The sequence below is a fragment of the Mucilaginibacter ginsenosidivorans genome (assembly GCF_007971025.1).
Taxonomy (GTDB): Bacteria; Bacteroidota; Bacteroidia; order Sphingobacteriales; family Sphingobacteriaceae; genus Mucilaginibacter; species Mucilaginibacter ginsenosidivorans.
Genome location: NZ_CP042436.1, coordinates 2220694 through 2243700, shown reverse-complemented (window position 1 = coordinate 2243700; position 23007 = coordinate 2220694). Strand labels below are relative to the sequence as shown.

At 46.3% G+C, this 23007-nt stretch carries 21 protein-coding genes; 12 read left to right on the top strand and 9 right to left on the bottom strand.

The features are described from left to right. The first annotated feature begins 38 nt into the window (after positions 1-38). Positions 39-917 (top strand): NAD(P)H-binding protein, encoded by an 879-nt coding sequence (locus FRZ54_RS10225; protein WP_147031513.1) that lies wholly within the window; start codon positions 39-41, stop codon positions 915-917. Between the two features lie 128 nt (positions 918-1045). On the opposite strand, the gene FRZ54_RS10220 is transcribed toward FRZ54_RS10225, so the two are convergent. The 5 genes from FRZ54_RS10220 to FRZ54_RS10200 all read right to left on the bottom strand — a co-directional run bounded on the left by FRZ54_RS10220 (position 1046) and on the right by FRZ54_RS10200 (position 9603). Further along, complete coding sequence (locus FRZ54_RS10220; RefSeq protein ID WP_147031512.1) at positions 1046-1597, bottom strand: hypothetical protein; 552 nt, start codon at positions 1595-1597, stop codon at positions 1046-1048. A gap of 866 nt (positions 1598-2463) precedes the next feature. After that, a complete protein-coding gene (locus FRZ54_RS10215) occupies positions 2464-3405 on the bottom strand; it encodes a manganese catalase family protein (RefSeq protein WP_147031511.1) in 942 nt (313 codons plus the stop codon). An 838-nt stretch (positions 3406-4243) separates the two neighbouring features. Further along, positions 4244-6004, bottom strand: coding sequence for an ATP-dependent nuclease (locus FRZ54_RS10210; protein ID WP_147031510.1), 1761 nt, complete (start codon positions 6002-6004; stop codon positions 4244-4246). A gap of 342 nt (positions 6005-6346) precedes the next feature. Next, entirely contained in the window at positions 6347-8611 is a 2265-nt protein-coding gene (locus FRZ54_RS10205; protein WP_147031509.1) for an aconitate hydratase, read from the bottom strand. Between the two features lie 374 nt (positions 8612-8985). Next, on the bottom strand, positions 8986-9603 hold the full coding sequence (locus FRZ54_RS10200; protein WP_147031508.1) for a polysaccharide deacetylase family protein: 618 nt from the start codon (positions 9601-9603) through the stop codon (positions 8986-8988). A gap of 107 nt (positions 9604-9710) precedes the next feature. On the opposite strand from FRZ54_RS10200, the gene FRZ54_RS10195 reads away from it, so the two are divergent. From FRZ54_RS10195 to FRZ54_RS10170, 6 genes are all read left to right on the top strand, one after another. Beyond that, positions 9711-11159, top strand: a complete 1449-nt coding sequence (locus tag FRZ54_RS10195) for a TolC family protein (RefSeq protein WP_147031507.1) — start codon at positions 9711-9713, stop codon at positions 11157-11159. Positions 11160-11223: 64 nt separating this feature from the next. Continuing rightward, positions 11224-12570, top strand: coding sequence for an efflux RND transporter periplasmic adaptor subunit (locus tag FRZ54_RS10190; protein ID WP_147031506.1), 1347 nt, complete (start codon positions 11224-11226; stop codon positions 12568-12570). A 180-nt stretch (positions 12571-12750) separates the two neighbouring features. Continuing rightward, a complete protein-coding gene (locus tag FRZ54_RS10185) occupies positions 12751-13029 on the top strand; it encodes a hypothetical protein (protein WP_147031505.1) in 279 nt (92 codons plus the stop codon). A gap of 151 nt (positions 13030-13180) precedes the next feature. Continuing rightward, the gene (locus tag FRZ54_RS10180; protein WP_147034467.1) at positions 13181-14188 is read left to right on the top strand and encodes an NAD(P)H-dependent glycerol-3-phosphate dehydrogenase; all 1008 of its coding nucleotides are present in this window, start codon (positions 13181-13183) and stop codon (positions 14186-14188) included. A gap of 27 nt (positions 14189-14215) precedes the next feature. Then, complete coding sequence (locus FRZ54_RS10175) at positions 14216-14527, top strand: hypothetical protein (protein WP_147031504.1); 312 nt, start codon at positions 14216-14218, stop codon at positions 14525-14527. A gap of 23 nt (positions 14528-14550) precedes the next feature. Further along, positions 14551-14868: a hypothetical protein gene (locus FRZ54_RS10170; RefSeq protein WP_147031503.1), complete on the top strand. Its 318-nt coding sequence runs from the start codon at positions 14551-14553 to the stop codon at positions 14866-14868. 141 nt (positions 14869-15009) lie between these two features. On the opposite strand, the gene FRZ54_RS10165 is transcribed toward FRZ54_RS10170, so the two are convergent. Then, the gene (locus FRZ54_RS10165) at positions 15010-16818 is read right to left on the bottom strand and encodes a DEAD/DEAH box helicase (protein WP_147031502.1); all 1809 of its coding nucleotides are present in this window, start codon (positions 16816-16818) and stop codon (positions 15010-15012) included. Between the two features lie 224 nt (positions 16819-17042). On the opposite strand from FRZ54_RS10165, the gene FRZ54_RS10160 reads away from it, so the two are divergent. Further along, positions 17043-17366: a hypothetical protein gene (locus tag FRZ54_RS10160; protein ID WP_147031501.1), complete on the top strand. Its 324-nt coding sequence runs from the start codon at positions 17043-17045 to the stop codon at positions 17364-17366. Between the two features lie 87 nt (positions 17367-17453). Here FRZ54_RS10160 and lspA read toward each other — a convergent pair whose 3' ends face one another. Both lspA and FRZ54_RS10150 read right to left on the bottom strand, forming a co-directional pair. After that, positions 17454-17966 carry a signal peptidase II gene (gene lspA / locus FRZ54_RS10155; protein WP_228462680.1) on the bottom strand — a complete coding sequence of 171 codons (513 nt, stop codon included), beginning with the start codon at positions 17964-17966 and terminating at the stop codon, positions 17454-17456. Positions 17967-18001: 35 nt separating this feature from the next. Next, a complete protein-coding gene (locus FRZ54_RS10150; protein WP_147031499.1) occupies positions 18002-18469 on the bottom strand; it encodes a DUF4293 domain-containing protein in 468 nt (155 codons plus the stop codon). 146 nt (positions 18470-18615) lie between these two features. Between FRZ54_RS10150 and truA the strand changes: the two genes are divergently transcribed. The 3 genes from truA to FRZ54_RS10135 all read left to right on the top strand — a co-directional run bounded on the left by truA (position 18616) and on the right by FRZ54_RS10135 (position 21715). Then, the gene (truA, locus tag FRZ54_RS10145; protein ID WP_147031498.1) at positions 18616-19392 is read left to right on the top strand and encodes a tRNA pseudouridine(38-40) synthase TruA; all 777 of its coding nucleotides are present in this window, start codon (positions 18616-18618) and stop codon (positions 19390-19392) included. A 62-nt stretch (positions 19393-19454) separates the two neighbouring features. Further along, positions 19455-21257, top strand: a complete 1803-nt coding sequence (locus FRZ54_RS10140; RefSeq protein WP_147031497.1) for an ABC transporter ATP-binding protein — start codon at positions 19455-19457, stop codon at positions 21255-21257. A gap of 5 nt (positions 21258-21262) precedes the next feature. Beyond that, positions 21263-21715, top strand: coding sequence for a DUF1569 domain-containing protein (locus tag FRZ54_RS10135; protein ID WP_147031496.1), 453 nt, complete (start codon positions 21263-21265; stop codon positions 21713-21715). Position 21716: 1 nt separating this feature from the next. On the opposite strand, the gene FRZ54_RS10130 is transcribed toward FRZ54_RS10135, so the two are convergent. Beyond that, the gene (locus FRZ54_RS10130) at positions 21717-22001 is read right to left on the bottom strand and encodes a hypothetical protein (protein WP_147031495.1); all 285 of its coding nucleotides are present in this window, start codon (positions 21999-22001) and stop codon (positions 21717-21719) included. 119 nt (positions 22002-22120) lie between these two features. Between FRZ54_RS10130 and FRZ54_RS10125 the strand changes: the two genes are divergently transcribed. Then, positions 22121-22999 carry a cell division protein FtsX gene (locus FRZ54_RS10125; RefSeq protein ID WP_147031494.1) on the top strand — a complete coding sequence of 293 codons (879 nt, stop codon included), beginning with the start codon at positions 22121-22123 and terminating at the stop codon, positions 22997-22999. Positions 23000-23007 lie beyond the last annotated feature (8 nt).

The window sequence follows — 23007 nt, the reverse complement described above, 5'->3', positions numbered from 1 at the left end:
TACCTTTGTTCCCAACAAAAGCAAAATAAAAAAACATTATGAAAATTACAGTAACAGGCTCGTTGGGAAACATCAGCAAACCATTAGCCAAACAATTGATAGCTGCCGGTCATGAAGTGACCATTGTAAGCAGCAGCGCGGATAAAGTTGCAGAGATCGAAGCATTAGGCGCAAAGGCCGCCATCGGCTCCATTGCCGATGCCGCATTTTTAACCAAAGCCTTCGCCGGGGCCAATGTGGTTTATACCATGGTTCCGCCAAACTTTGGCGTTACCGATTACCGCAAATATGTAAGCGACAGCGCCCGCAACTATGCCGAAGCCATCCGCAAAAATGGTATCACCCGCGTGGTGAACCTGAGCAGCATCGGTGCGGATATTGACGGCGGTACGGGACAAATATCAGGCGTGCACGACGGCGAATTGGTATTGAATGCCCTGGAAGGCGTTGCCATTAAACACCTGCGTGCCGGGTTCTTTTACGTGAACCTGTATGCCAATATTGATATGATCAAACACCTCGGTTTTATCGGTGCCAACTACGGACCGGCTACCCGCCTGGTGATGGTGCACCCCGAAGACATTGCCGCCGCCGTTGCCAAAGAGCTGCAAACACCCTTTACCGGTAAAAGCGTGCGTTACATCACCAGCGATGACCGCACCGCCAGCGAAGTGGCCGCCACATTAGGCGCAGCTATTGGCAAACCCGACCTGCAATGGGTTCAGTTTACCGACGAGCAGGCGCTTGAGGGTATGCTCCAGGCCGGTTTGCCCGAACCCATCAGCAAAAACTTTATCGAAATGAACAACGCTGTTGGCAGCGGCATCCTGTGGAAGGATTACGACGCCCGCGGCACCCAACCCAACGGCAAAATCAAGCTGGAGGATTTCGCAAAGGAATTTGCGGCGAGGTTTTGAGGGGATATCCGGGGTCAGAAGTCAGAAGTCGGATTGGTGATGGTTTGGGATCGATAGTCCATAGTTAACAGTTTTTCAAGGCTGGCTATGTTCCATCGACCATTATGGACAAAAAGCCCAACGCGGCATCAGTCCTTTAACGTGTTTTCGATGAAGGAAACCAGGTCCTGGTTGGATTTGTCGAAGCTCATGAACAGGCATTTTTTTGCTGCTTTGTAGCCAAAAATATTAGGCCTGGTTACCTCATTGCTTATTTCTTCGGATTGTTTCTTGCCCGGTTGATGCCGGTTGTCGGTGATCGTCACGCGGTAACCAACCGAACCCGTCCATTCGGACTTGCTCAGGATGGCCTGGTATGCCGCTATGCCTATTTTGATGGTTATCCTGTCCGGCTTTGGTGCGCTCAGCGTATCGGGCAGCAGCGTCATTTTGCACGAGGGAAACTCCGATCGCAGGAAGTTTTGCAGGGCCTGCCTTACATCAGTTCCCTGGCATTCTATTTTGGCGCCGGCCGGTATGGTGCGACTGTCGGATATCACCACGTCGACCGGTTGCTGAGCGAGAAAACCGGCATTCGCACTGGCATTCACTTTTTCCGGGCAGCCGATATAAACCTTTTGGGCACGCGCATTATAAGTCGCCAAAGCGGCGAAGGCAACAAGCAGCATCAAACCTTTCATGCTGCGAAGTTAGCCAATGGCTGGCATTACGGCAACAAAACCGTACCTGGCGTCAGTGTAGGGTTAACATGGTTAACACTTTTCAGAGTCATTTGAGGTTAAATTATTGACTATCAAACATTTAATAGTTACAGGGTGTAACCATGATTTTTCGGCTGCAGTTGCCGGAATCTCTCATTACATTAAGTACTTACAATAATGCCGGCTGTGGGGTTCCGAATGATTATAAGCATCAGATTATCAGCTATATGATACATACACCAACCCCGGACTTAGTGTACATTCACTTCCCCCCGCGAAAACTAAAATATTCAATTGCCTGATATACATCAACTTACAAAAAGTCTCTAAAACGCCCGTTCAAGCTCCACAATGGCAACAAAATACAACTTTAAGCAACTCCGCATCCACAGTAATCAATTAAGGTTATTTTTTGGCAGGTTGAGCATGCTTCGTGTATCGAAGTTCGTGCAGGTTGAAGTTCGGGAACGTCCCGGGATGTTACACAATAAATAAAAAACGACGTTAGTCCGGATTTCCAATCCCGGACTAAAAAGCAGCGGATTTGTAATCCGCAAATAGTAACAAATAGTAACCGAACCAAACACCGGGATTTCAAATCCCTAAGTTATTGGGGCGCCGGAACGCAAATCCGTACCAAAGTGTGGATAAAGCGAATACCTCAGGTTTTACTGCCGGACGGAGTCCTTCATTTCATGTATAGGCTTAAGTCGCCCTTCGGAAGACTTAATCAGCGAGGCAGGTGTTTACACTGTTGATTGTTGAATGGCCTTTATTGTTTAAAATCGCAGGGCCTCACGGCGAGAGACCCTGCGGTAACAATGGCACGACGGTTAGTTGCTTTTCTAATCCTGCGGATCGGCATAGGTGCTCCATTGGGCCACGCCCCTGGGTTCAGCCTTTTTCTCTTCGCCGCTTTTTTTCCCGCTCATTTCCTTGTTAAGCTTTTCTGTGTCCTGTAGCTCTTTTTTCATCAGATCGGGTAATTCGGTGTTCCCTTTTGTTTCCCTTGCCTGACCAACGGGATCGGCTACATAGGCAAATTCCTTATCCAGGCCCGGCATTTCGCCCTCGTTCCACGGACCGCGTACGGTACCGGCCGACAGGTTATAAGTATTCTGCAAAAAGCGCGGATCGGCTGCTAATACGCCCGGCGGAAAATTATCCGGGATGCTGTTCAACGCTGCTTCGAACATTTTATAGTGGGTTACCTCGCGTGTCATCAGGAAAGAGAGGGTTTCGTGGATGTACGGATCGTCCGTAAACTTCATCAGGTGCTCATAAACTAATTTTGCTCTCGACTCTGATGCTAAATTGGTGCGCAGGTCAACCGTCAGGTCGCCGTTTGAGTTTACATATGATGCACACCACGGTATGCCCTGGCTGTTGCGCGGCGTAACCCCGCCGCCTGTAATGATCACAAACTGCGGATTAGCTGTAAGCGCCTGGTGGATGATATTCTCCTTCAACGCCTTGCCATCCATCACCTGCATAATTTCAGAGCTGTCAGCAGCATTTTTCAGTTCGCCGTTAACACCCTTCAACAGCATCTGTATAGTAGCACCCACAATCTCCAGGTGACTGAATTCTTCAGTGGCTATATCCATCAGCATATCATATTTATCAGGATGCGCCGCTTTTGCGCCAAAAGCCTGGGTAAAATATTGCATGGCCGCTGCCAACTCGCCGTTTTCGCCGCCAAATTGCTCCAACAATAAGTTGGCAAAACGCGGATCGGGGCGCGACACCCGGGCATTAAATTGTAAGTCTTTTACGTGATGGAACATAATCTTTAATTTTTGAATGAAGTAAATAAATGATGGTTTTTTTCCAGGATAAGCTCCCGGTGAAAAGAAGTTATAATGTACAAATACAACTATCGCCCCTGTCGATATGTTTTAACTTACAGGAATTATATTTGAGAACTAATTAATATTAGATTTGGCAGGAATAGCGATTCACATCAATCATTTTGTCATTCATCGCGAAGTATCTATTACCCAACATGATGTATCGATAGATTCTTCGTTTCACTCAGAATGACAGCGCGGCTGGGGTCGGTTGTTCCGTTCCTGCCTGCCGCAGGCCGGCACTATTTTGAAGAACAGCAAAGGGGGGGCGGCACACTTACCCGCATCAAAATCCCATCATACCGTCATTGCGAGGAACGAAGCAATCTCCGAACTGTGCCAGTCAGGGACCGCAATTGGTAACTAAGACGCAAGCAACAGTCTACTGATTTGCGTGTGCAGAGATTATTAATATTATAATTTGTTTTTTATCGGTATTAATGAACTCCCTGCGGTCGGTTGTCTTCGCTCCTGCTCGCCTGCCTGCCGGACAGGCAGGCAATGACGAGGTTGTGTTGGTGTTGTCCAACGTTAGTCCGGATTTCCAATCCCGGACTCCAAAAAACAGCGGATTTGTAATCCGCAAATAATAACCGAACGAAACACCGGGATTGCAAATCCCTAAATTATTTGGATGCCGGATTGCAAATCCGGACCAACGTGTGGGTACTTGTGCCTTTGACTTTAAACATGGTTTAGGCATGGTTAGTTAGGCACAAGAAGCAATTGCCCGCAGGCAGCCCGGCATTCTTGCGCCAGTGTGGGGTAGTATATATTACATACGCTCCAGTTTGAACTTTTCAAGCTGATTTAAGAACTCCAGCACTTCATTATCAATATCCTTTATTGTTAAATAATTAGATATTAGTGGGCAACTTATCGAAATCTTAAAATTTTCCTGTAAATAATCGTTCATAAATGAAATAAATTGTTTACCTGAAATTACGTTAAGTCTATACTGCAAATCTTTCCAATTACTGTCTACTTCTCTGTTTATGTCAGATATTATTTTAGAGAAATCTTCGGACTTTCGATATGACTCCGCTCGTCTTGCTATCACCTGTCCTATTACTTCAGATTTAAAATTGTCTGTTAGATTCAATAATATATCATTTAGTTTAATTACAGGCTTTTCATCTATATAACCGTTTTTTATTCGTTCCTCTAATCTTGAATCAATAGCTCTTTGGATTGCAGAAGGAATTAAAAAATAATTCTCGATTTCTTTTTTTCTTAATATGTGGGCATAATTAACCTCTTTCTGTAACTTTTCTAATATTTTAGATATTGTTTCATCGGCCCGATAATCCCGATCAAGGAGTACAGCAATTTTTAACTCTTCACCTAAAATCTTTGTAAATGCCCAATTGGTGTGAATAATTCTATCATGTTGGCCAAAACCTTCTATCGGTATAACTGTGATTTTCGAATCGGAAAATAAATTATCATGTTTACAAATTTTAGATAGTTTATTTAATAACTTCAAATCTTTACCCTCTACAAATAATATTTTTTTCCCACGCGCTAATCTGGTCAGCTCTATATTTTGTCCACTACCTAATAGATTAGCCACATTTTGTAGACCAATTAAATCAGTGATCCTTTTTGCCGATTTATTTTTTTTATCGACAAGTACAACATCATTTGGTTCTACGGAGTTAATTATTTCGACGGAATGAGTTGCTATCATAATATCTGCATTATAATGTCGTAGTAGTTCTAAAACCTTATGTTGTAAATCAGGATGGAGATAAATTTCTGGTTCATCAACAACAATTAGACTCGCATTTTTGGCGTTTACAATGTGTGTTAATAACTGAAGCCAAATCTGGAAGCCAAATCCTGCCCAACTTATTTCTCTCGGAATTCGTTCTTCCTCACAAAACATAAAAAGCTCTTTACTAAACTGATCTGCTTTTTGAGGAAAATTTATAGACATTCCCAACCATGTCGCTTCAACTAGTTTTTTAAACTCATCGAATCTTTCAAGATTATAGAACCAGTAGCTTCTAAACATTCTTGGCGACCTTCTGCTGCCATACCACCTCTTGACGTATTCTTGGCTCAATAATTCTTCGCCAATTTCGAAAGGTCCAAGTGTAGGTATAATAGCGATATTTAGAGGGAACTCATTTCTGAAGTCTGTAGAAGATCTAGGTATTCTGTTTGGCGTATCAAAGAAAAGATAGGTAGGGTATTCTGGATGAAATGATAAAATGAGAGTTTTTCCAGAATCAATCGAATATCTAATTATTGATGGCTCTGAGGTATTAAAATTCGTTTGGATATAATCTGTATTAATAGGCAAACTATTAGGAGGTATCACAAATCCCCAAAACTTTTGTCCTAATGGATTATTGATGTACTTGGGAGTAGTTCTAGATGCATACCTATAAGCCGCTTGCAATAATCTTAACCCATCGAGGATGGTCGATTTACCATTATTGTTCGGGCCAGTTAGGACATTGAATTTTTTTAAATGAATAGTAAATTCTTCTAAGGCTTTGAAGTTTTTAAATTTAATCGATGTAATCATACTGTGAAAAGAGGCATGTCTAAAATAAAGTTACTATTTAATTCTAGTTTAGACCTCGGTGAAAACACCCAATTTTTCAGGCGGTTGAAATGCAGAATGTTCATTTTTGAGCAATAGCGGCACATCGGGTTAATTCACAGTTAAACCCGCGATAAGGATAGTTCCGAAGGGACTCCTTTGGAGCAGCGTAAAACCCTCATCAGAATATCGAACACCGCCCCGATAGCTATCGGGATATAAGCTGGCAGTTTGCAGTAACCCCCAACAAAAAAGCCTCCCCAACCGGGAAGGCTCCTAAACTATGCTATCTTGATTCTTGGCTCTTGATTCTTGACTCTAACCTCAAGCCATTTGGCGTCGTATAATATTCAACGCCCCCCCCGCTTTAAACCACTCTATCTGCTGGGCGTTGTAGGTATGGTTTACGGCAAAGGCGTCGGTTGTGCCGTCCTTGTGGTGCAGCACTACGGTTAGCTGCTTGCCGGGGGCAAATTCGGTAAGGCCCTTAATGGAAATGGTATCGTCTTCCTGCACCTTTTCGTAATCGGCAGGGTCGGCAAAGGTAATGGCCAGCATACCCTGCTTTTTCAGGTTGGTCTCGTGTATACGGGCGAACGATTTTACCAGTATGGCGCGCACGCCCAGGTGGCGGGGTTCCATAGCGGCATGTTCACGACTCGATCCTTCGCCGTAGTTCTCGTCGCCTACTACCACGGTGCCTATGCCATGCGCCTTATAGTCGCGCTGGGTGGCAGGTACCGGGCCGTATTCGCCGGTCAGTTCGTTCTTCACGCTGTCGGCATTGCCGTTAAAGTAGTTGATGGCACCGATAAGCATGTTGTTGGATATATTATCCAAATGCCCGCGGAACTTCAGCCACGGCCCGGCCATGGAGATATGGTCGGTGGTACATTTGCCCTTGGCTTTTATCAGCAGGCGCAAACCGCTCAGATCGGTGCCTTCCCATGCCGGGAACGGATCCAGCAATTGCAAACGCGCCGATTTTGGGTCCACCTTTACTTCCACGCTGCTGCCGTCCTCGGCAGGCGCCTGGTAACCGGCGTCCTCCACGGCGTAACCTTTTATCGGCATTTCAATACCCTGCGGCTCGTCCAGCTTCACCTGCTCGCCGTTTTCGTTGGTCAGGGTATCGGTAAGCGGGTTAAAGGTCAGGTCGCCGGCAATAGCAAACGCCGTCACTATCTCGGGCGATGCCACAAAGGCGTGCGTATTGGGGTTGCCGTCCTGCCGTTTGGCAAAGTTACGGTTGAACGAGGTGATGATAGAATTTTTACGCGTAGGGTCGTCGGTATGGCGCGCCCACTGGCCAATACAGGGGCCGCAGGCGTTAGCCAGCACCACGCCGCCTATCTGCTCGAAAGTATTGAGGTAGCCATCACGTTCAACGGTGTAACGCACCTGCTCCGACCCGGGGGTAATGGTATATTCGGCCTTAGCCTTCAAATGTTTATCAATGGCCTGCTGCGCGATAGATGCCGCGCGGGTAATATCCTCGTACGACGAGTTGGTGCACGACCCTATCAAACCAACTTCCAGTTCAACCGGCCAGCCATTTTCCTTAACCGCCTTGGCGAATTTGGATATCGGCCAGGCCAGGTCGGGCGTAAACGGACCGTTCACATGCGGTTCCAGTTCATCCAGGTTGATCTCGATAACCTGGTCAAAGTATAGTTCAGGATTGGCGTACACTTCTGCGTCGCCGGTCAGGTGTTCTTTAATGGTATCGGCCAAAGCGGCAATATCGGCGCGTTTGGTACCGCGCAGGTATTCGGCGGCTTTATCGTCGTACCCGAATATCGAGGTGGTGGCCCCAATTTCGGCGCCCATGTTACAGATGGTTCCTTTACCTGTTGCCGAAAGCGAACGTGCGCCTTCGCCAAAATATTCAACTATGGCCCCTGTTCCGCCTTTTACGGTCAGGATACCGGCCACACGCAGGATAACGTCCTTGGCGGATGTCCAGCCCGATAGTTTACCGGTCAAATGCACACCTATCAGCTTAGGGAACTTAAGCTCCCATGGCAGACCCGCCATTACGTCGCAGGCATCGGCGCCGCCAACACCAATGGCAATCATACCCAAACCACCCGCGTTTGGCGTGTGCGAGTCGGTACCGATCATCATACCACCCGGGAAAGCATAATTCTCCAGCACTACCTGGTGAATAATACCCGCACCCGGTTTCCAGAAACCGATACCGTATTTATCCGATACCGATGCCAGGAAATCATAAACTTCCTTGTTCACATCCTTGGCGGTTTGCAGATCGGTGTCAGCGCCTATTTTAGCCTGTATCAGGTGGTCGCAATGCACGGTACTTGGCACAGCAACCTGCGGACGGCCGGCCTGCATAAACTGCAGCAGCGCCATCTGCGCGGTAGCATCCTGCATGGCCACGCGGTCGGGTGCAAAGTCAACATAGTCGGTACCACGGCCATAGGCTTTATGGGCGTCGCCCTCCGAAAGGTGGGCGTATAAAATTTTCTCGGTTAAGGTAAGGGGTTTGCCGGTCGCGGTACGGGCAGCAGCCACGCGGGCGCTGTAGCGATCGTAAACCTTTTTGATCATATCTAAATCAAAAGCCATTGTATTTGATCTTTAGGTGAAGTAAAAAAACAGGGCCAGGCCACACAAAAGCCTAACGCGGCGAATTTAGGAAAATTACAGGTAAAATGCCGTCAGCGATTTGTTTTTTAATTAACCTCACCCCCGGCCCCTCCCAAAAAGGAAAGGGGGAGACTAACGAAATTGAAAGTCCTCTTCTTTGGAGAGGATTTAGGTGAGGCTTTGGGCGCCCGGGCGGGCTATCCATTCATACGCCTGCAGGCGTTTCGCGCAGGCAGGTATACATTCCTATCCCTGGCGCATTGTCTGAACTATCATTTTATTGATCTTGCGACAACTGTGATTATCATAACTTTCATTTAATCATAAAAATCATAGTTCAAAACCTACTGCCACTATAACGAAGCAAACTCCCACCCCCTCCTGCTCCATTCCTCCATCGCCTTTGGCAACACATACTCCAGCCGGTCAAAAGCTTTCAGGCTGTCGTGAAACACGATGATGGAGCCGGGTTCGGTATGCTTTAATACATTCGTTAAACAATCTTCAGGCGACAGTTTTTGGTCAAAGTCCCCGCTAAGCACATCCCACATCACGATATCCAGGCCTGGTTTTGCTTCTCTTAACAGTTTTATCTGCGACCGTTTGATACGTCCATAGGGCGGCCGGAAGAGATTTGAGCCAACCAGTTCATCCGCTTTTAAAAAATTATCCAGGTAAGTTTTGTCGCCGGTCTTCCATCCTTTTAAATGGTTAAAAGTGTGGTTCCCGATAGCGTGGCCCGCATTTTTTACCTGCTCAAAAATATCCGGGTGTTTGTTTACATTGTCGCCGATGCAGAAAAAAGTAGCCTTTGCCCGGTACTGTTCTAAAATATTTAAAACAAACGGTGTAACAATGGGTATAGGGCCGTCGTCAAAAGTGACATAAATACGTTGGTTATCGCGGGCTTTATTCCACAACAAACTGGGATACAATTGCTTTAAAAGCCGCGGCGTTTTTACCAGGTACATGGGGTAAAGATAATGACTGAAAGACTGATTTATTGAATTACTGAATATTCAATAACCAGTTAATCCGATAGATCAATAAATATAAAACCTTGACACAAGGCCACAATATGAATGTAACAATAATAAAGAAGTGGGCGCTTGCAGTGCTTGTGATCGCAGCAGGGAGTACTTTTCGCGCCAATGCGCAGGAAGTTATCTCGCTTCAAAAGGCGGTCGACCTGGCGCTTGACCGGAATCTTACCATCAAGCAGGCAAAATTTACCGAATCGCTCGCCGCGGAGGATCTAAAGCAAAGCAAGTATAACCTTTTACCAAGCGCCAGTGCCAGTCCTACCGCCGGTTGGGGTTTTGGCCGCAGCCCGGTATCGGGTAACTATGCCTATGTTAATCAAACCGTGTTTAACGTAAACGGTTCGGCTACGGTGCAATTTACGCTTTTCCAGGGCGGGCAATTGCGCAACCAGATACTGCAAAATAAGCTATTGCTGGATGTTGACAAAACCAGTACTGCCAAGATCAAGAACGACCTCGTTTTGAACGTGGTGACCGATTACCTGCAGATATTAACCAACCAGGACCTGGTAACCGCCGCCCAGCAACAGATAGACATCGCCAAAATAACCCTCGACCGCACACAGCAAAGCTTTGATGCCGGCAACCTGTCACTTGCCGATCTGTCGCAGGCAAAAGCTGGACTGTCCACAGCCGAATATAACCTGACAACCGCGCAAAACCAGCTCGATCTGTCCATCCTGGTCTTAAAACAATACATGGAAATGGACCCCAACACCGGGATAAAAGTGGAAAGGCCCGACATCAGCAAATTGAACGATATTAAAACAGCTTACGATCCTAACGAGGTTATAAAAACCGCCCTCTCGGTAAACCCGGATGTAAAGCTTGCCGAAACACAACAGCAAAGCTATGCACAGGCCATTAAAGTGGCCAGGGGCAACTACTATCCAAGCATTTCTTTGATAGGCAATTTAAATTCCTATTATTCAAGCGCCCAGCAATCATTCCGCCTTTTAGGAGGGACCACGCCTGAAACACAAACCATAGGTGTTGTTGACGGTACCGGGCAATTGGTTAAAACGCAGTTCCCGGTTTCAAGCCCTATTTATGGGTACTATTCGTTTGGCAACCAGTTTAAGGACAACTTTAACCAGTTTGTTGGTGTAAGCCTGCAGATACCCATATTTAACCATTTCAGCGCCCGCACATCGGTTTCCAAAGCTAAGCTGAGCTATGAGAATGCACAGGTAGCTACCCAACTGGCAAAAAACAACCTGAGTAAAACCATTACCCAGGCCGTGCTCGATCTGAATGCCGCTGTACGCCGCTATGCTTCGGCACAGCAAACTTACCAGGCCGATAAAGATGCATTTAACGTAATGCAGGAAAGATATAACGTAGGGTTGGTGAACTCGCTTGATTATAACACATCGCTCACCAATTATAACAAGGCCCAAAACGATATGATAGAGGCCAAGTACGAAGTAGTGTTCAGGAGTAAAGTAATTGATTACTATTTGGGCAATACGATAACATTATAATAGTAATCAGAGCATTACAATTTAAAAATCAGAAATAAGAACATAGATATTAGAATTTACAAAAATGGGAAAGACTACTAAATATATTTTGATCTCGCTGGGCGTGCTTGTGGTGTTGCTGATTGTGGGCAAAGCGACAGGTATTATCGGTAAGCCTCAAAAAACGCAGGTCGCTACCGAAAAGGCATCCGTTCGCACTATAAATGAGACCGTATCGGCCAGCGGAAAGATCAAGGCACACGTCGAAGTAAAGATCAGCCCCGAAGTTTCGGGCGAGGTAGTTGAACTGCCTGTAAAGGAAGGCGATGTGGTTAAAAAGGGTCAACTGCTTTGCCGCATCAGGCCGGATATATTGAGATCGGATTACGAACGTACCGAAGCTGCTTACAACTCGCAAAAAGCAAGTGTGGCCAATGCTGAGCAGATGCTGAAACAAAGTGAAGCAAGTTTTGCCAACATCGAGTCGATATACAAACGCGATAAAGTACTTTATGACAAAAAGGTACTGACCGCCGCCGAGTTTGAGGCCGCAAAGTCGAATTACCTGGGTGCCAAAGCATCGCTCGAAGCAGCAAAACAAAATGTGGTTGGCGCAAACTTTGGTCTTGCCCAAACCGCGGCATCTGTAAAAGAATCGCAGGCTAACCTTAATAAAACAACTATTTACTCGCCGGTTGATGGGGTTATATCAAAATTAGCCATCGAAAGAGGCGAACGTGTTTTGGGTACCCAGCAATTTGCAGGTACCGAGATCATGACCATATCCGACCTGGGCCAACTGGATGTAAACGTTGATGTGAACGAGAACGATATTAACCGTATCAAACTTGGCGACTCGTCGAAGATAGAAGTGGATGCTTTTTTAGGTAAAAGCTTTACGGGTAACGTGATCGAGATCGGGAGCGCAGCCAACGTGGTGGGCAACACGGCCGACCAGGTAACCAACTTTACCGTTAAAGTAAGGATCGATCCTAAATCGTATGCTGCATTACTCAGGAAAAATGCAGCCAACGAATCGCCGTTCCGCCCGGGTCTTACTGCTACGGTGGATATCAACACCAATCATACCTCGTCGCTTGCTGTACCTATCCAGTCGGTAACCACCCGCGAAGAGAAAAAAGCCAATCCCGGCGCGCCGCCAAAAACAGATAATTCATCGTCGGACGACACGAAACCAAAAACCACTGCACTTTCAAAAGAGTATGTGTTTGTTTACAATGCCGGCAAGGTAAAACAGGTACAGGTTACCACCGGTATCCAGGACGATAGCTATATACAGGTATTGTCAGGACTAAAGGCAGGAGACGAAGTAGTATCAGCGCCTTATAATGCTATCTCAAAAACCCTGAACGATAAAATGGAAGTGGAAAAAGTGGACAAGAGCAAACTGTTCAATACCGATAGCAAATAGAAAATAAGTTAAAGTCGGAGTATAATCGGTCGGGCCCGTGCAATGCATGGGCCTTTTCCGTTATGGCTACAATTAATGTAATTGGAATTTGACTACGAGTTCTTTTTTTTGAACAACCATTAGTCATCGCAAATTTTTTTATTATATTGTGATCCCGCGGCTCACATGCGCGATAGCCCTATGAAAACAGAAAACCAATCCGCTTTTTTAGATCGCATTCTCGACAAACTACGCCCATCCGACCTGCAACACCAGGAGCACCGGCTGGCCATCAAAAGCCGTGTAGAAAATATATTGGTTGAAACCGGCTTAACCGCGACGGAACTGGGCCTTCGTATCCGCAAAGAGATGTATGCCCTGCGCACATGGCTGTCGGGCACACGCGACCTGACCGTTGAAAGCCTGAGCGAATTCTGCCAGTCATTACACATTTCGCTGGGCGACCTGGTGGTGGAGTAGGTATAGCATCAGCTGTTTTAATATTATTCCGGTTCAGGAAAAATGTCATTTCAAAGGTGGCCCGGGTATTGCTGTTTCCGGTCAATTAAAACCACCGGCTTATTTGCACATCTGCACATCTATCCGCACATTTGCACATCTCAATAGTAACATGATAGGCGAAAAGAACAGGATACTGGTAGTAGGCGGTGGCAGCTGGGCGACGGCAAATATCAAAATGCTTACGGATAACCCCGTTGAAAAAGAGATCTCGTGGTGGATGCGCAGCGAACAGGCGGCAGAACATATCCGGCAATTCGGCCATAATCCAAATTACCTGAGTTCGGTCGAGATCAGGGTTCCCGCCAAAAACATTTCTACCAATTTAAAATCGCTGTTTGGCAAAGCCGATATCGTTTTACTGAATGTGCCTGCAGCATTTTTAAAGGAGGCCCTTACCGATATCAAACCCGAAGATTTTAAGGGCAAAAAGGTAGTATCGGCTATTAAAGGTATCGTACCTGATGAGAACATGATCATCGCCGAATTCATCAATCAACGGTACGGTGTTTCATTTGATGATTTTATGGTGATCAGCGGGCCATGCCACGCCGAAGAGGTTGCGCTCGAAAAACTGTCCTACCTCACCATAGCCTCCGGCGATACCGAGCTGGCTGCCGAGTTTGCAGGTATGCTATCCACGCGCTATATCAACACCATCGTATCCGATGACATATGGGGAACCGAATATGCTGCTGTATTAAAAAACGTTTACGCTATGGCCAGCGGCATTTGCCACGGCGTGGGCTATGGTGATAATTTCCAGTCGGTATTGATATCAAACGCTATACGCGAACTGGAACGTTTTGTAGCCGCCGTACACCCTATCGACCGCGACATCAAAGAGTCAGCCTACCTGGGGGATCTTTTGGTGACCGCTTATTCCAACTTCAGCCGTAACCGCACCTTCGGAAATATGATAGGGAAAGGTTACACCGTAACCGCGGCGCAGTTGGAAATGAATATGGTTGCCGAAGGCTACTATGCCGTAAACTGCCTGCACGAGGTTAATAAGCAATACAAAGTGCCTATGCCGATATGCAGCGCCGTATACGCTATATTATATGAGAAAAGAAGTCCCGTGTTAGAAATGAAACATTTAGCCGGGCAATTGAGTTAATAGCAATACATTAATTCAATTATAACTATGAAAACATTAGTAAGTGCGGCATTATTTGCTGCAGCAATTTCATTCTCCCTGCATAGCAGCGCAGAAACTGTAAAAAGAGATACCACTTTAGGCAAAAAGATCGGCAATACCGCTAAGAAAGTGGGCCATAAAACATCTAACATCGCCGCCAACACGGCATCGCACGTGGTCGACAAAAAATACGAAGGTAAATGCGGCCCCAATGGCCAAACAGTTTACATTAACGAACACTCACATTATTATTACATCAACAAAAAAGGCCACAGGGTTTACCTGAAAAAATCCGAGTTGATGGATAAAAAAATGTGATCCGCCGGTAGGAGGAAACGATCATGAGTAAATTTTTTCTGATACTTATCCATATTGCCTGCGCATTGGTATTGCTACTTGATTCTTGCTCGAAACCAAAGAAAAAGCTGAAGGGCCAGTGGAAAGCAAAGAACGAGAGCACCACGCTGAATATAACCGATAAGAAATTTGCGCTGGACAGCGACCTTACTATGGCCGAGGACTATTTTGTTAAAGGCGATACGATATTCACCTCGTTCGAGGGCAACCAGCCCTACAGCAAATTTATTGTACAGCAACTGGACGAGCATAATCTGAAGCTCCTATCGCCCGATTCGATTGTGATGGAATTTACCCGGTAAAAAAAGCCCCGTTACCTACTGGTAAACGGGGCTTAACTAAACTAAACCTAAAACTATCTTTGTGATTGGTTACTTGTTATTTGTGATCAGGCCCTGCTGGGTTAACTGATCACAAGTTAACTGATCACCAATTAACTAACTTTAAAATCTCCTGCGACGTTCGCCACGGTCCTCACGGCGTTTGCCTGAGAAGTCGCGGAAACCGCCACCTGCCGGCGCGCCGGAGCGTTCCCTGTTTCCACCTTCTCTTCGGAAACCACCTTCACGTCTCTCGCCGCCTTCGCGCCTTTTATAGTTAGACGCACCACCACGGCTTTCGTTACTGCTATCGCCGGAAATTTCTATTCTAACGTCACGACCCTGGAAATCAGCGCCTTTAAACCCGGTTTGAACTTTGGCAACATCATCATTCGGCACTTCGAAGAAAGAATAAACACCCTTCACATCGATCTTGCCAACGGTTTTGCCACTGATCTTAGCGGTGTTGCAGATATAACCCAGCAGGTCTCCCCGGCTAAAGCCGTCTACAGAACCCAGGTTAATGAACAAACGGGTAAAGTCCGAACGCATACCAGTACGATTAAAGCGGTCACCGGTGCTATCGCTGCGACGGCTTTCGTCAACCGGTGCATTCAGGTCAGGAGCGTTTTTGTAATATTCGAGGAAGCTGTTGAACTCAAGCGAAGCAAAACGTTTGATGATCTCTTCCTTGCTCAGTTCCTTAAACTCATCCATAATGCGCGGAAGGTACTGCTCTATCTGCTGTTCGTTTACCTCAACGTTATGTACCTTATGTATCAGGGCGAATAATTGTTTTTCAACTACGTCAAAACCACCCGGAATTTCCATTTTAACAAAACGTTTGCCAAGGGTTTTTTCTATCTGGCGGATCTTGCCCAATTCCTTACCGTTAATGATGGAGATAGATACACCTGTTTTACCGGCACGTGCCGTACGGCCGCTGCGGTGGGTATAGTTCTCTATTTCATCAGGTAACGAGTAGTTGATAACGTGGGTAACATCGTTCACGTCGATACCGCGTGCGGCGACATCAGTGGCAATTAATAATTGAAGGCTGCGTTCGCGGTAGCGCTTCATCACCTTATCGCGCTGCTGCTGCGAAAGGTCGCCGTGCAATGAATCGGCATTGTAACCGTCTTTGATCAGGGCCTCGGCAATTTCCTGGGTCTCTATCTTGGTACGGCAAAATACGATACCGAATATTTCAGGGTTAAAATCTACAATGCGTTTAAAAGCAGCGTATTTATCACGGGCACGCACCACGTAGTATTCGTGCTCGATATTTTCGTTCCCGGTATTTTTGGTACCCATGGTCAGCTCAAAAGGATTCTCCATGTATTTTTTGGCGATCCTTCTTACTTCTGATGGCATAGTGGCCGAAAACAGCCAGGTTTTTTTCTCGTCCGGAGTGGTCGACAAAATACTGTCAATATCTTCCTGGAAGCCCATATTGAGCATCTCATCAGCCTCGTCTAAAACGACATATTTTACATTGCTGAAATTTATCGCCTTGCGGTTGATAATATCCAGCATGCGGCCGGGCGTTGCAACTACTATCTGCACACCGCGGCGTATCTGGTGCAATTGGTCCGAAATGCTTGCACCGCCATAAACTGCCACAACATGTACGTTGCGCATATTTTTGGCATAATTTTTCAGATCGTTCGTGATCTGTAAACAAAGTTCGCGGGTTGGGCACAATATAAGCGCCTGCGGATGATTTTCTTCGAAATCAAGTAGTTCCAGTAAAGGAAGTCCAAAAGCAGCAGTCTTGCCGGTCCCGGTTTGGGCTAATCCGACAAAATCGTTGCTGCCTGTCAACAATACCGGGATCGACTGTTCCTGTATTGGCGTAGGGTTTTCAAACCCTAACTCAGTAATGGCATTAACAATATCATGACGGATTCCCAGTTGAATAAATGGGTTCATGAATTTAAATAACGAATCCGGCTTCATCGCCAAATCGGGCGCAAAGGTACGGTTAATTTATCGCAATTCAAATATCGGCGCAGGAAATGGAGAAAATGACAATCGGCACAGAAAACCCCGCTACACTTCCGCTTAAAAAATTTCCTTCAAAATACTATGAAATCAAATCAATATTACATAACTTTGAATTACAAAGTACTTTTGTAAATCCAATCTCAAGAACTATGAAGGTTTCAAGAACTAAATTCGTCGTCATATTCCTCGTCTCGGCATTTGTTTTTATTGGTATCACTAATTTATTGCTGCAACCCGTAAACGGCGACTGGTTTGCTGGAACCGGCTCGCCGGTAGCCTGGAAACGCAACCTGGCCGCTATTATATATCCCGTAAAAATTATTTTGGTGGGTCCCCTGGCGCCAATATTTAACGATCCCGACCCCGCGCCCCCGGTCCGTGCGCTTGCCTGTGCCATATACTGGACCGCCATAGCTTTGATCGTTCATTTTATCATCAGTATAATGAACGTCCGTAAAAAAAGCGTGAATTAGCCAACCTGTTCTCAGGTAAAACAACATAGGGCAGTGAGCAGAATTGAAGAAACAACAGGAATACGGCAAAAACCCCAGTCTTAAGCGTTATTCTACCGCCGCAGGCTGGTCCGCCTGTACCGGTTTGGGCTTATCAGTATAGGTGGCTATCAGTAACCCTATAACACCAGCCGTCACACACATATCGGCCACGTTGAAAATACCTGTGCGGAAGTTGTTGATACCCACATTCATAAAGTCGGTTACATGGCGGTCGTGCGCCAGCCGGTCGATTATGTTACCAAGCCCGCCCGCAAGTATCAGTGAAAACGAGAAAAGTTTCAGCCGGTTGAACTCGTGTATCTTCCTCATTACATAAATGAACAATGCCACCAGGCAAACCAGTGGCCCGATACTGAGCAGCCAGAAACTAACAGGCTTGGACAGGTTATCACCCAGGCTAAGGGCGGCCCCGGTGTTTTCAACATACTCCAGTATAATGGTTTTATGCAGGTAGGTTATAGGCTCGCGAAACATCAGGTGCTGCTTGGCCAGGCGCTTGGTTACCTGGTCGCACCCGATAAAAAGCACCGACGACAGGCAAAACAGCCAAACTTTCATACTATTTTTCATCTTTCCAATCCTTTTATCGCACCCTACCGCAACCTGTCTGCCGATCGTACCAGCTTCTCGTCCTTTTGTATGGCCTTTGCAGCCAGCAGCGCCAATACTATACTGATAGAGCTTAACAGCGCGCCGATACCAAAATTATTCGTGTTCATTACAAACCCATCGGTAGCAGCTTTTACCGTTTGCGCCATCCAAAAACTGAAGCCGATAATAACGAAGATATATACATAACACAACATCATTTGCTGCTTACGGTTTTTGTACAGGAATATCAGGGCAAGCGGTAAAATACCAACAACGGCTGTGGCAGCTATCAGCGCAACAAAAGTTTCTGTATGCGCCTGCTGACCGTTCACATCCTGGAATATGCCGGTTACTTTAATGGTTGATGGCACACCGTTAATATAAACATTATGCGCCAGCGGGAACAGGAAAAGAGCCAGGATCACCAAACCGGCGAATAAAAGATAAATGCTTTGTATACGTTGGAGCATGGGTATTTACTGCTGATGTATTATTGTTGAACGGGGTATATTCTTAAACGATTAAGCGCAAAGATAAAATTGTTTAGGCTAAAAACATGACGCCCAAATCGTAAATCGTAATTCTAAAATCTTAATTCAAACCCTACCTTTGCCCCGTGTCCGAAAAACAACGGTATTTTATTGAGCTAACTTACGACGGCACCGCCTACCACGGCTGGCAGGTGCAGCCTAACGCGGTTACCGTGCAGGAGTTACTGGATAGGTCCCTGGCAACTGTCCTGCGCCAGCCTGTAGAAACATTAGGCTGCGGCCGAACCGACACCGGCGTACATGCAACGCAGTTTTTCGCGCATTTGGACGTTGAGGCCATGGACCTCGGACCATCGGCCGTGGACCAAAAAACAATTCATAGTCTCAACGCCGTCTTACCCAAGGATATTGCCATTAAACGCATCCTCCCTGTTCACAACGAGGCGCATGCGCGTTTCGACGCCACGCAGCGGTCATACGAGTATCATATTCATTTCGAAAAAGACCCGTTCAGGCTCAACCGCTCGTGGGAATTGCGCGATAAACCGGATATTGCACTGATGAATGCCGCGGCTAAGATGATGATGGGATACACTGATTTCAGTTGTTTCAGTAAGTCGAATACCCAAACATTTACCAATAACTGTAAAATATCGCGTGCCGAATGGGTGGAACATGAAGGCGGAATCGTATTCCATATCTCGGCCGACCGTTTCCTGCGGAACATGGTCAGGGCTATAGTAGGTACCCTGATGGAAATTGGGCGGAAAGAAATGGAACCCGAAGGCATCAGGCGGATCATCGAAAGCAAAAACCGCGGCAACGCCGGAACATCGGTACCTGCCTGCGGCTTATATTTGACGGAGGTGAAATACCCGTATTTGTTGGAAAGTACGATTTAAGAGTCAAGAATTACGATCATCAAAATCAATAATTCAGTAAGTCAATAATTCAATAATTAAAAATGTCCGAAGTAACCGGTAAAGCGCTTGATTGGAAACTGCTTGGCAGGGTAATGCACTATGTGCGGCCATACCGGTCGACATTTATCATCGCGGCGTTCCTCACGGTCTTCCTGGCGGGTAACGCTTTGGTGCAGCCTATATTGATGCAGCTTACACTGGATAAATACATCCTCGGCAACGATTACAATGGATTATTATTAATGGTTGGACTGATGATAGCACAGTTGGCTGTACAAACAATCGTGCAGTATAATCAAACTTACCTTACCAATTCGCTGGGTCAATCCGTTATCCGCGATTTGCGTATAGCGATCTTCAATCATGTTATTAGCCTGCGCCTGAAGTATTTCGACCGTACACCTATAGGTATTCTGATTACCCGCACCGTATCCGACCTGGAAACCATTGCAGATATCTTTTCCGAAGGGTTGATCTCTATCGTCGGCGACCTGCTGCTCGTTGTCGGCATTGTAGCCGCCATGCTGATAAAAGACTGGAAACTGGCGCTGATAACGCTGATACCCATGCCATTGCTGATGCTGTCGACCTACGTATTTAAGGAGGCCATCAAGTCAGCCTTCCAGGAGGTGCGCACGCAGGTGGCGCAGTTAAACGCCTTCCTGGCCGAACACATCACCGGCATCAGCGTCATACAATACTTTGCCCGAGAGGATCAGGAGATGCGGAAATTCAGGAATGTGAACGTTAAATACCGCGACGCCAACATCCGTTCCAACTGGTACTATTCCATCTTTTTCCCTGTGGTCGAAATATTATTCGCGGTATGCCTTGCGCTGCTGGTATGGTACGGCTGTAAACGCATACTGTCTGACGGGCAACTGGCAAGCATTTCGGCCAGCGGTCACCCGGTGACACCCGGGGTAATACTGGCATTCATCGTGTTACTTAACTTACTATTCAGACCGATACGGCAACTGGCCGATAAATTCAACACCCTGCAAATGGGCATGGTTGGCGCCGACCGTATCTTCCGTGTGCTCGATACAGATGAAGTAGCTGTAAATACAGGCACATTAAGGCCGGCAAGCCTTCGCGGCGAAATTGCATTCGAAAACGTATGGTTTGCTTACAATGATGAAAATTGGGTATTGAAGGACATCAGTTTCCATGTTAAACCCGGCGAAACGCTGGCGCTGGTGGGTGCTACAGGTGCAGGCAAATCGTCAACCATCAATATCCTCAACCGCTTTTACGAAATAGGCAAAGGTGAAGTGAAGGTAGACGGTGTGAACATACAGGACTACGAGGTCGGTCTTTTGCGTTCGCGAATAGCAACCGTGATACAGGATGTTTTCCTGTTCAGCGATACCATCGCCAACAACATCAGCCTGAATAATCCCGATATTACCCGGGAGCAGATCGTCGCAGCGGCAAAAGACGTGGGTGCGCACGAGTTTATCGAACGGCTTCCCGGCGGTTATGATTACAACGTTATGGAGCGGGGCTCCACCCTGTCGTCGGGCCAGGCGCAACTGATCTCCTTTATCAGGGCATTGGTTTACAACCCTTCTATTTTGGTTTTGGACGAAGCGACATCATCTGTTGATACGGAAACGGAACTGCTGATACAAAATGCTATTTACAGGCTGATGGACGGGCGCACAGCTATCGTTATCGCGCACCGCCTTTCGACCATACAAAATGCCGATAAGATCATCGTGCTCGATCATGGCGAGATAAAAGAAGTTGGAACCCACCAGGAACTTTTGAAGATAGAACACGGCTATTACCGTAAACTGTACGACCTGCAATTTAATTCGGCAGGGATAGTTAAGTCGTAAACGAAATGAGCCGGTCGATCGACATTAATAAAAGGACTGAGCTAAAAAGATTGCTGCTAACGCTTGACGTTAAAGCTATCCCGCTATGGGGTAAAATGACACCCCGGCAAATGGTTGAACACCTGGTTGACCAGGTACAATGGACCAACGGGAAAAAGACAGCCACCTGCGACAGGCCGGCCGAAGAGGCCGAACGGGCCAGGCAATTAATGATCTACACCGATAGAGACATCCCCAGGAATATTTTTTTAGAAGATTTGCCGGACGAATACTTATACCCGGACATGGAGACTGCTATCAACCAATTGATGACGGAGTTGGATGATTTTGATGAATATTTCAAAAAACCCGGGAGAATCGCCATACACGGAGGGTTCGGGCCCATGAATTACGACGAGTGGTTAATATGGCACGGCAAGCACTTCGGGCATCACTTAATGCAGTTCGCGCTCATGTAGGTCAGGGTTGCACCTGCCCCTTGTCCATACCCTTTTCATTCGGGGGATCATTTACCGGGTGCACTGGCTGTTCTTCCTTTTCGTGTTTTTTTGCGATCTGCCCGCCGTGCGGCCTATCGGCATGATATACTTTATCCTCGGGCTTCTGTACGCTTTTATGTCCTTCGTCGTTTGGTCGGCGGGAGGGTGTATCGGATGGTGATGGTTTACTTTTTGAGTTGGCCGGAGTTGTCATATTACAGTTTTGTAGTAGAACAGCCACTTCCGCCATTTTGTTTATTTCCATAAGGCAATCGTTAAATTTTGTTAAAAATCATAGTGCATTTACAGCCGGGCCAACAATAATCACAGATAAAGTTTTACCTTTAATCATAGGTTTACTATTTTCGCAGAAATCGAAACAGCATGGAAGAATTTGAAGCAAGCGAATCGTCAAAGAAAACAAAAAGCATTTACATATCTACCGTCTTTGGCATAGCTATGGTTTTGCTGATGGTTGGCCTGCTGGGTTTAATACTCGTTCATGCTAATAAACTCTCGCGCTACGTAAAGGAAAATATCGTCCTCAATGTTTATGTAGATGAGGGTGCGCACGAGAGCGACGTGCTTCAGCTCCAAAAACAACTGGAGGCTAACCCTATGGTAAAAACCACCCAGTATGTGAGCAAGGAACTGGCAGCCCGCAACCTGGAAAAGGACCTGGGCGAAGACTTTGTAAAATTCCTGGGGTATAATCCATTATCGCAATCGCTGGATGTATACCTGAAAGCAGACTACGCAAACAACACCGATATCGAAAAATTCAAGACTGAGCTGCTTAAAAACCCGATGGTAAAGGAAGTAAAATACCAGCAGTCCCTTGTCGACCAGATGAACCAGAATCTCACTTCTATTAGCTTGTTCATACTTGGTTTTGCGGTAATATTTGTGATCCTTTCTGTCGCGCTTATCAATAATACCATCAGGCTGGCTATTTACTCACAGCGTTTTCTTATCAAGTCAATGCAGTTGGTTGGTGCCACAAAGGGTTTTATACGTAAACCGTTTATACTTTACGGCATTTGGCACGGCATTTTAGGCGCTTTGATAGCGATAATGATATTGATGATAACGCTGTATGTAGGACAAAAGGAGATCCCCGACCTGGTAGTATTGCAGGATTATACCGAATTCGGCATTGTATTCGTATTGGTGATAGGTTTGGGCATTTTTATCTCGGCTTTCAGTACATACCTGGCAGTCAACAAGTACCTTCGGTTAAAAATTTTCAACCTGTACCGCTGATCAATAAT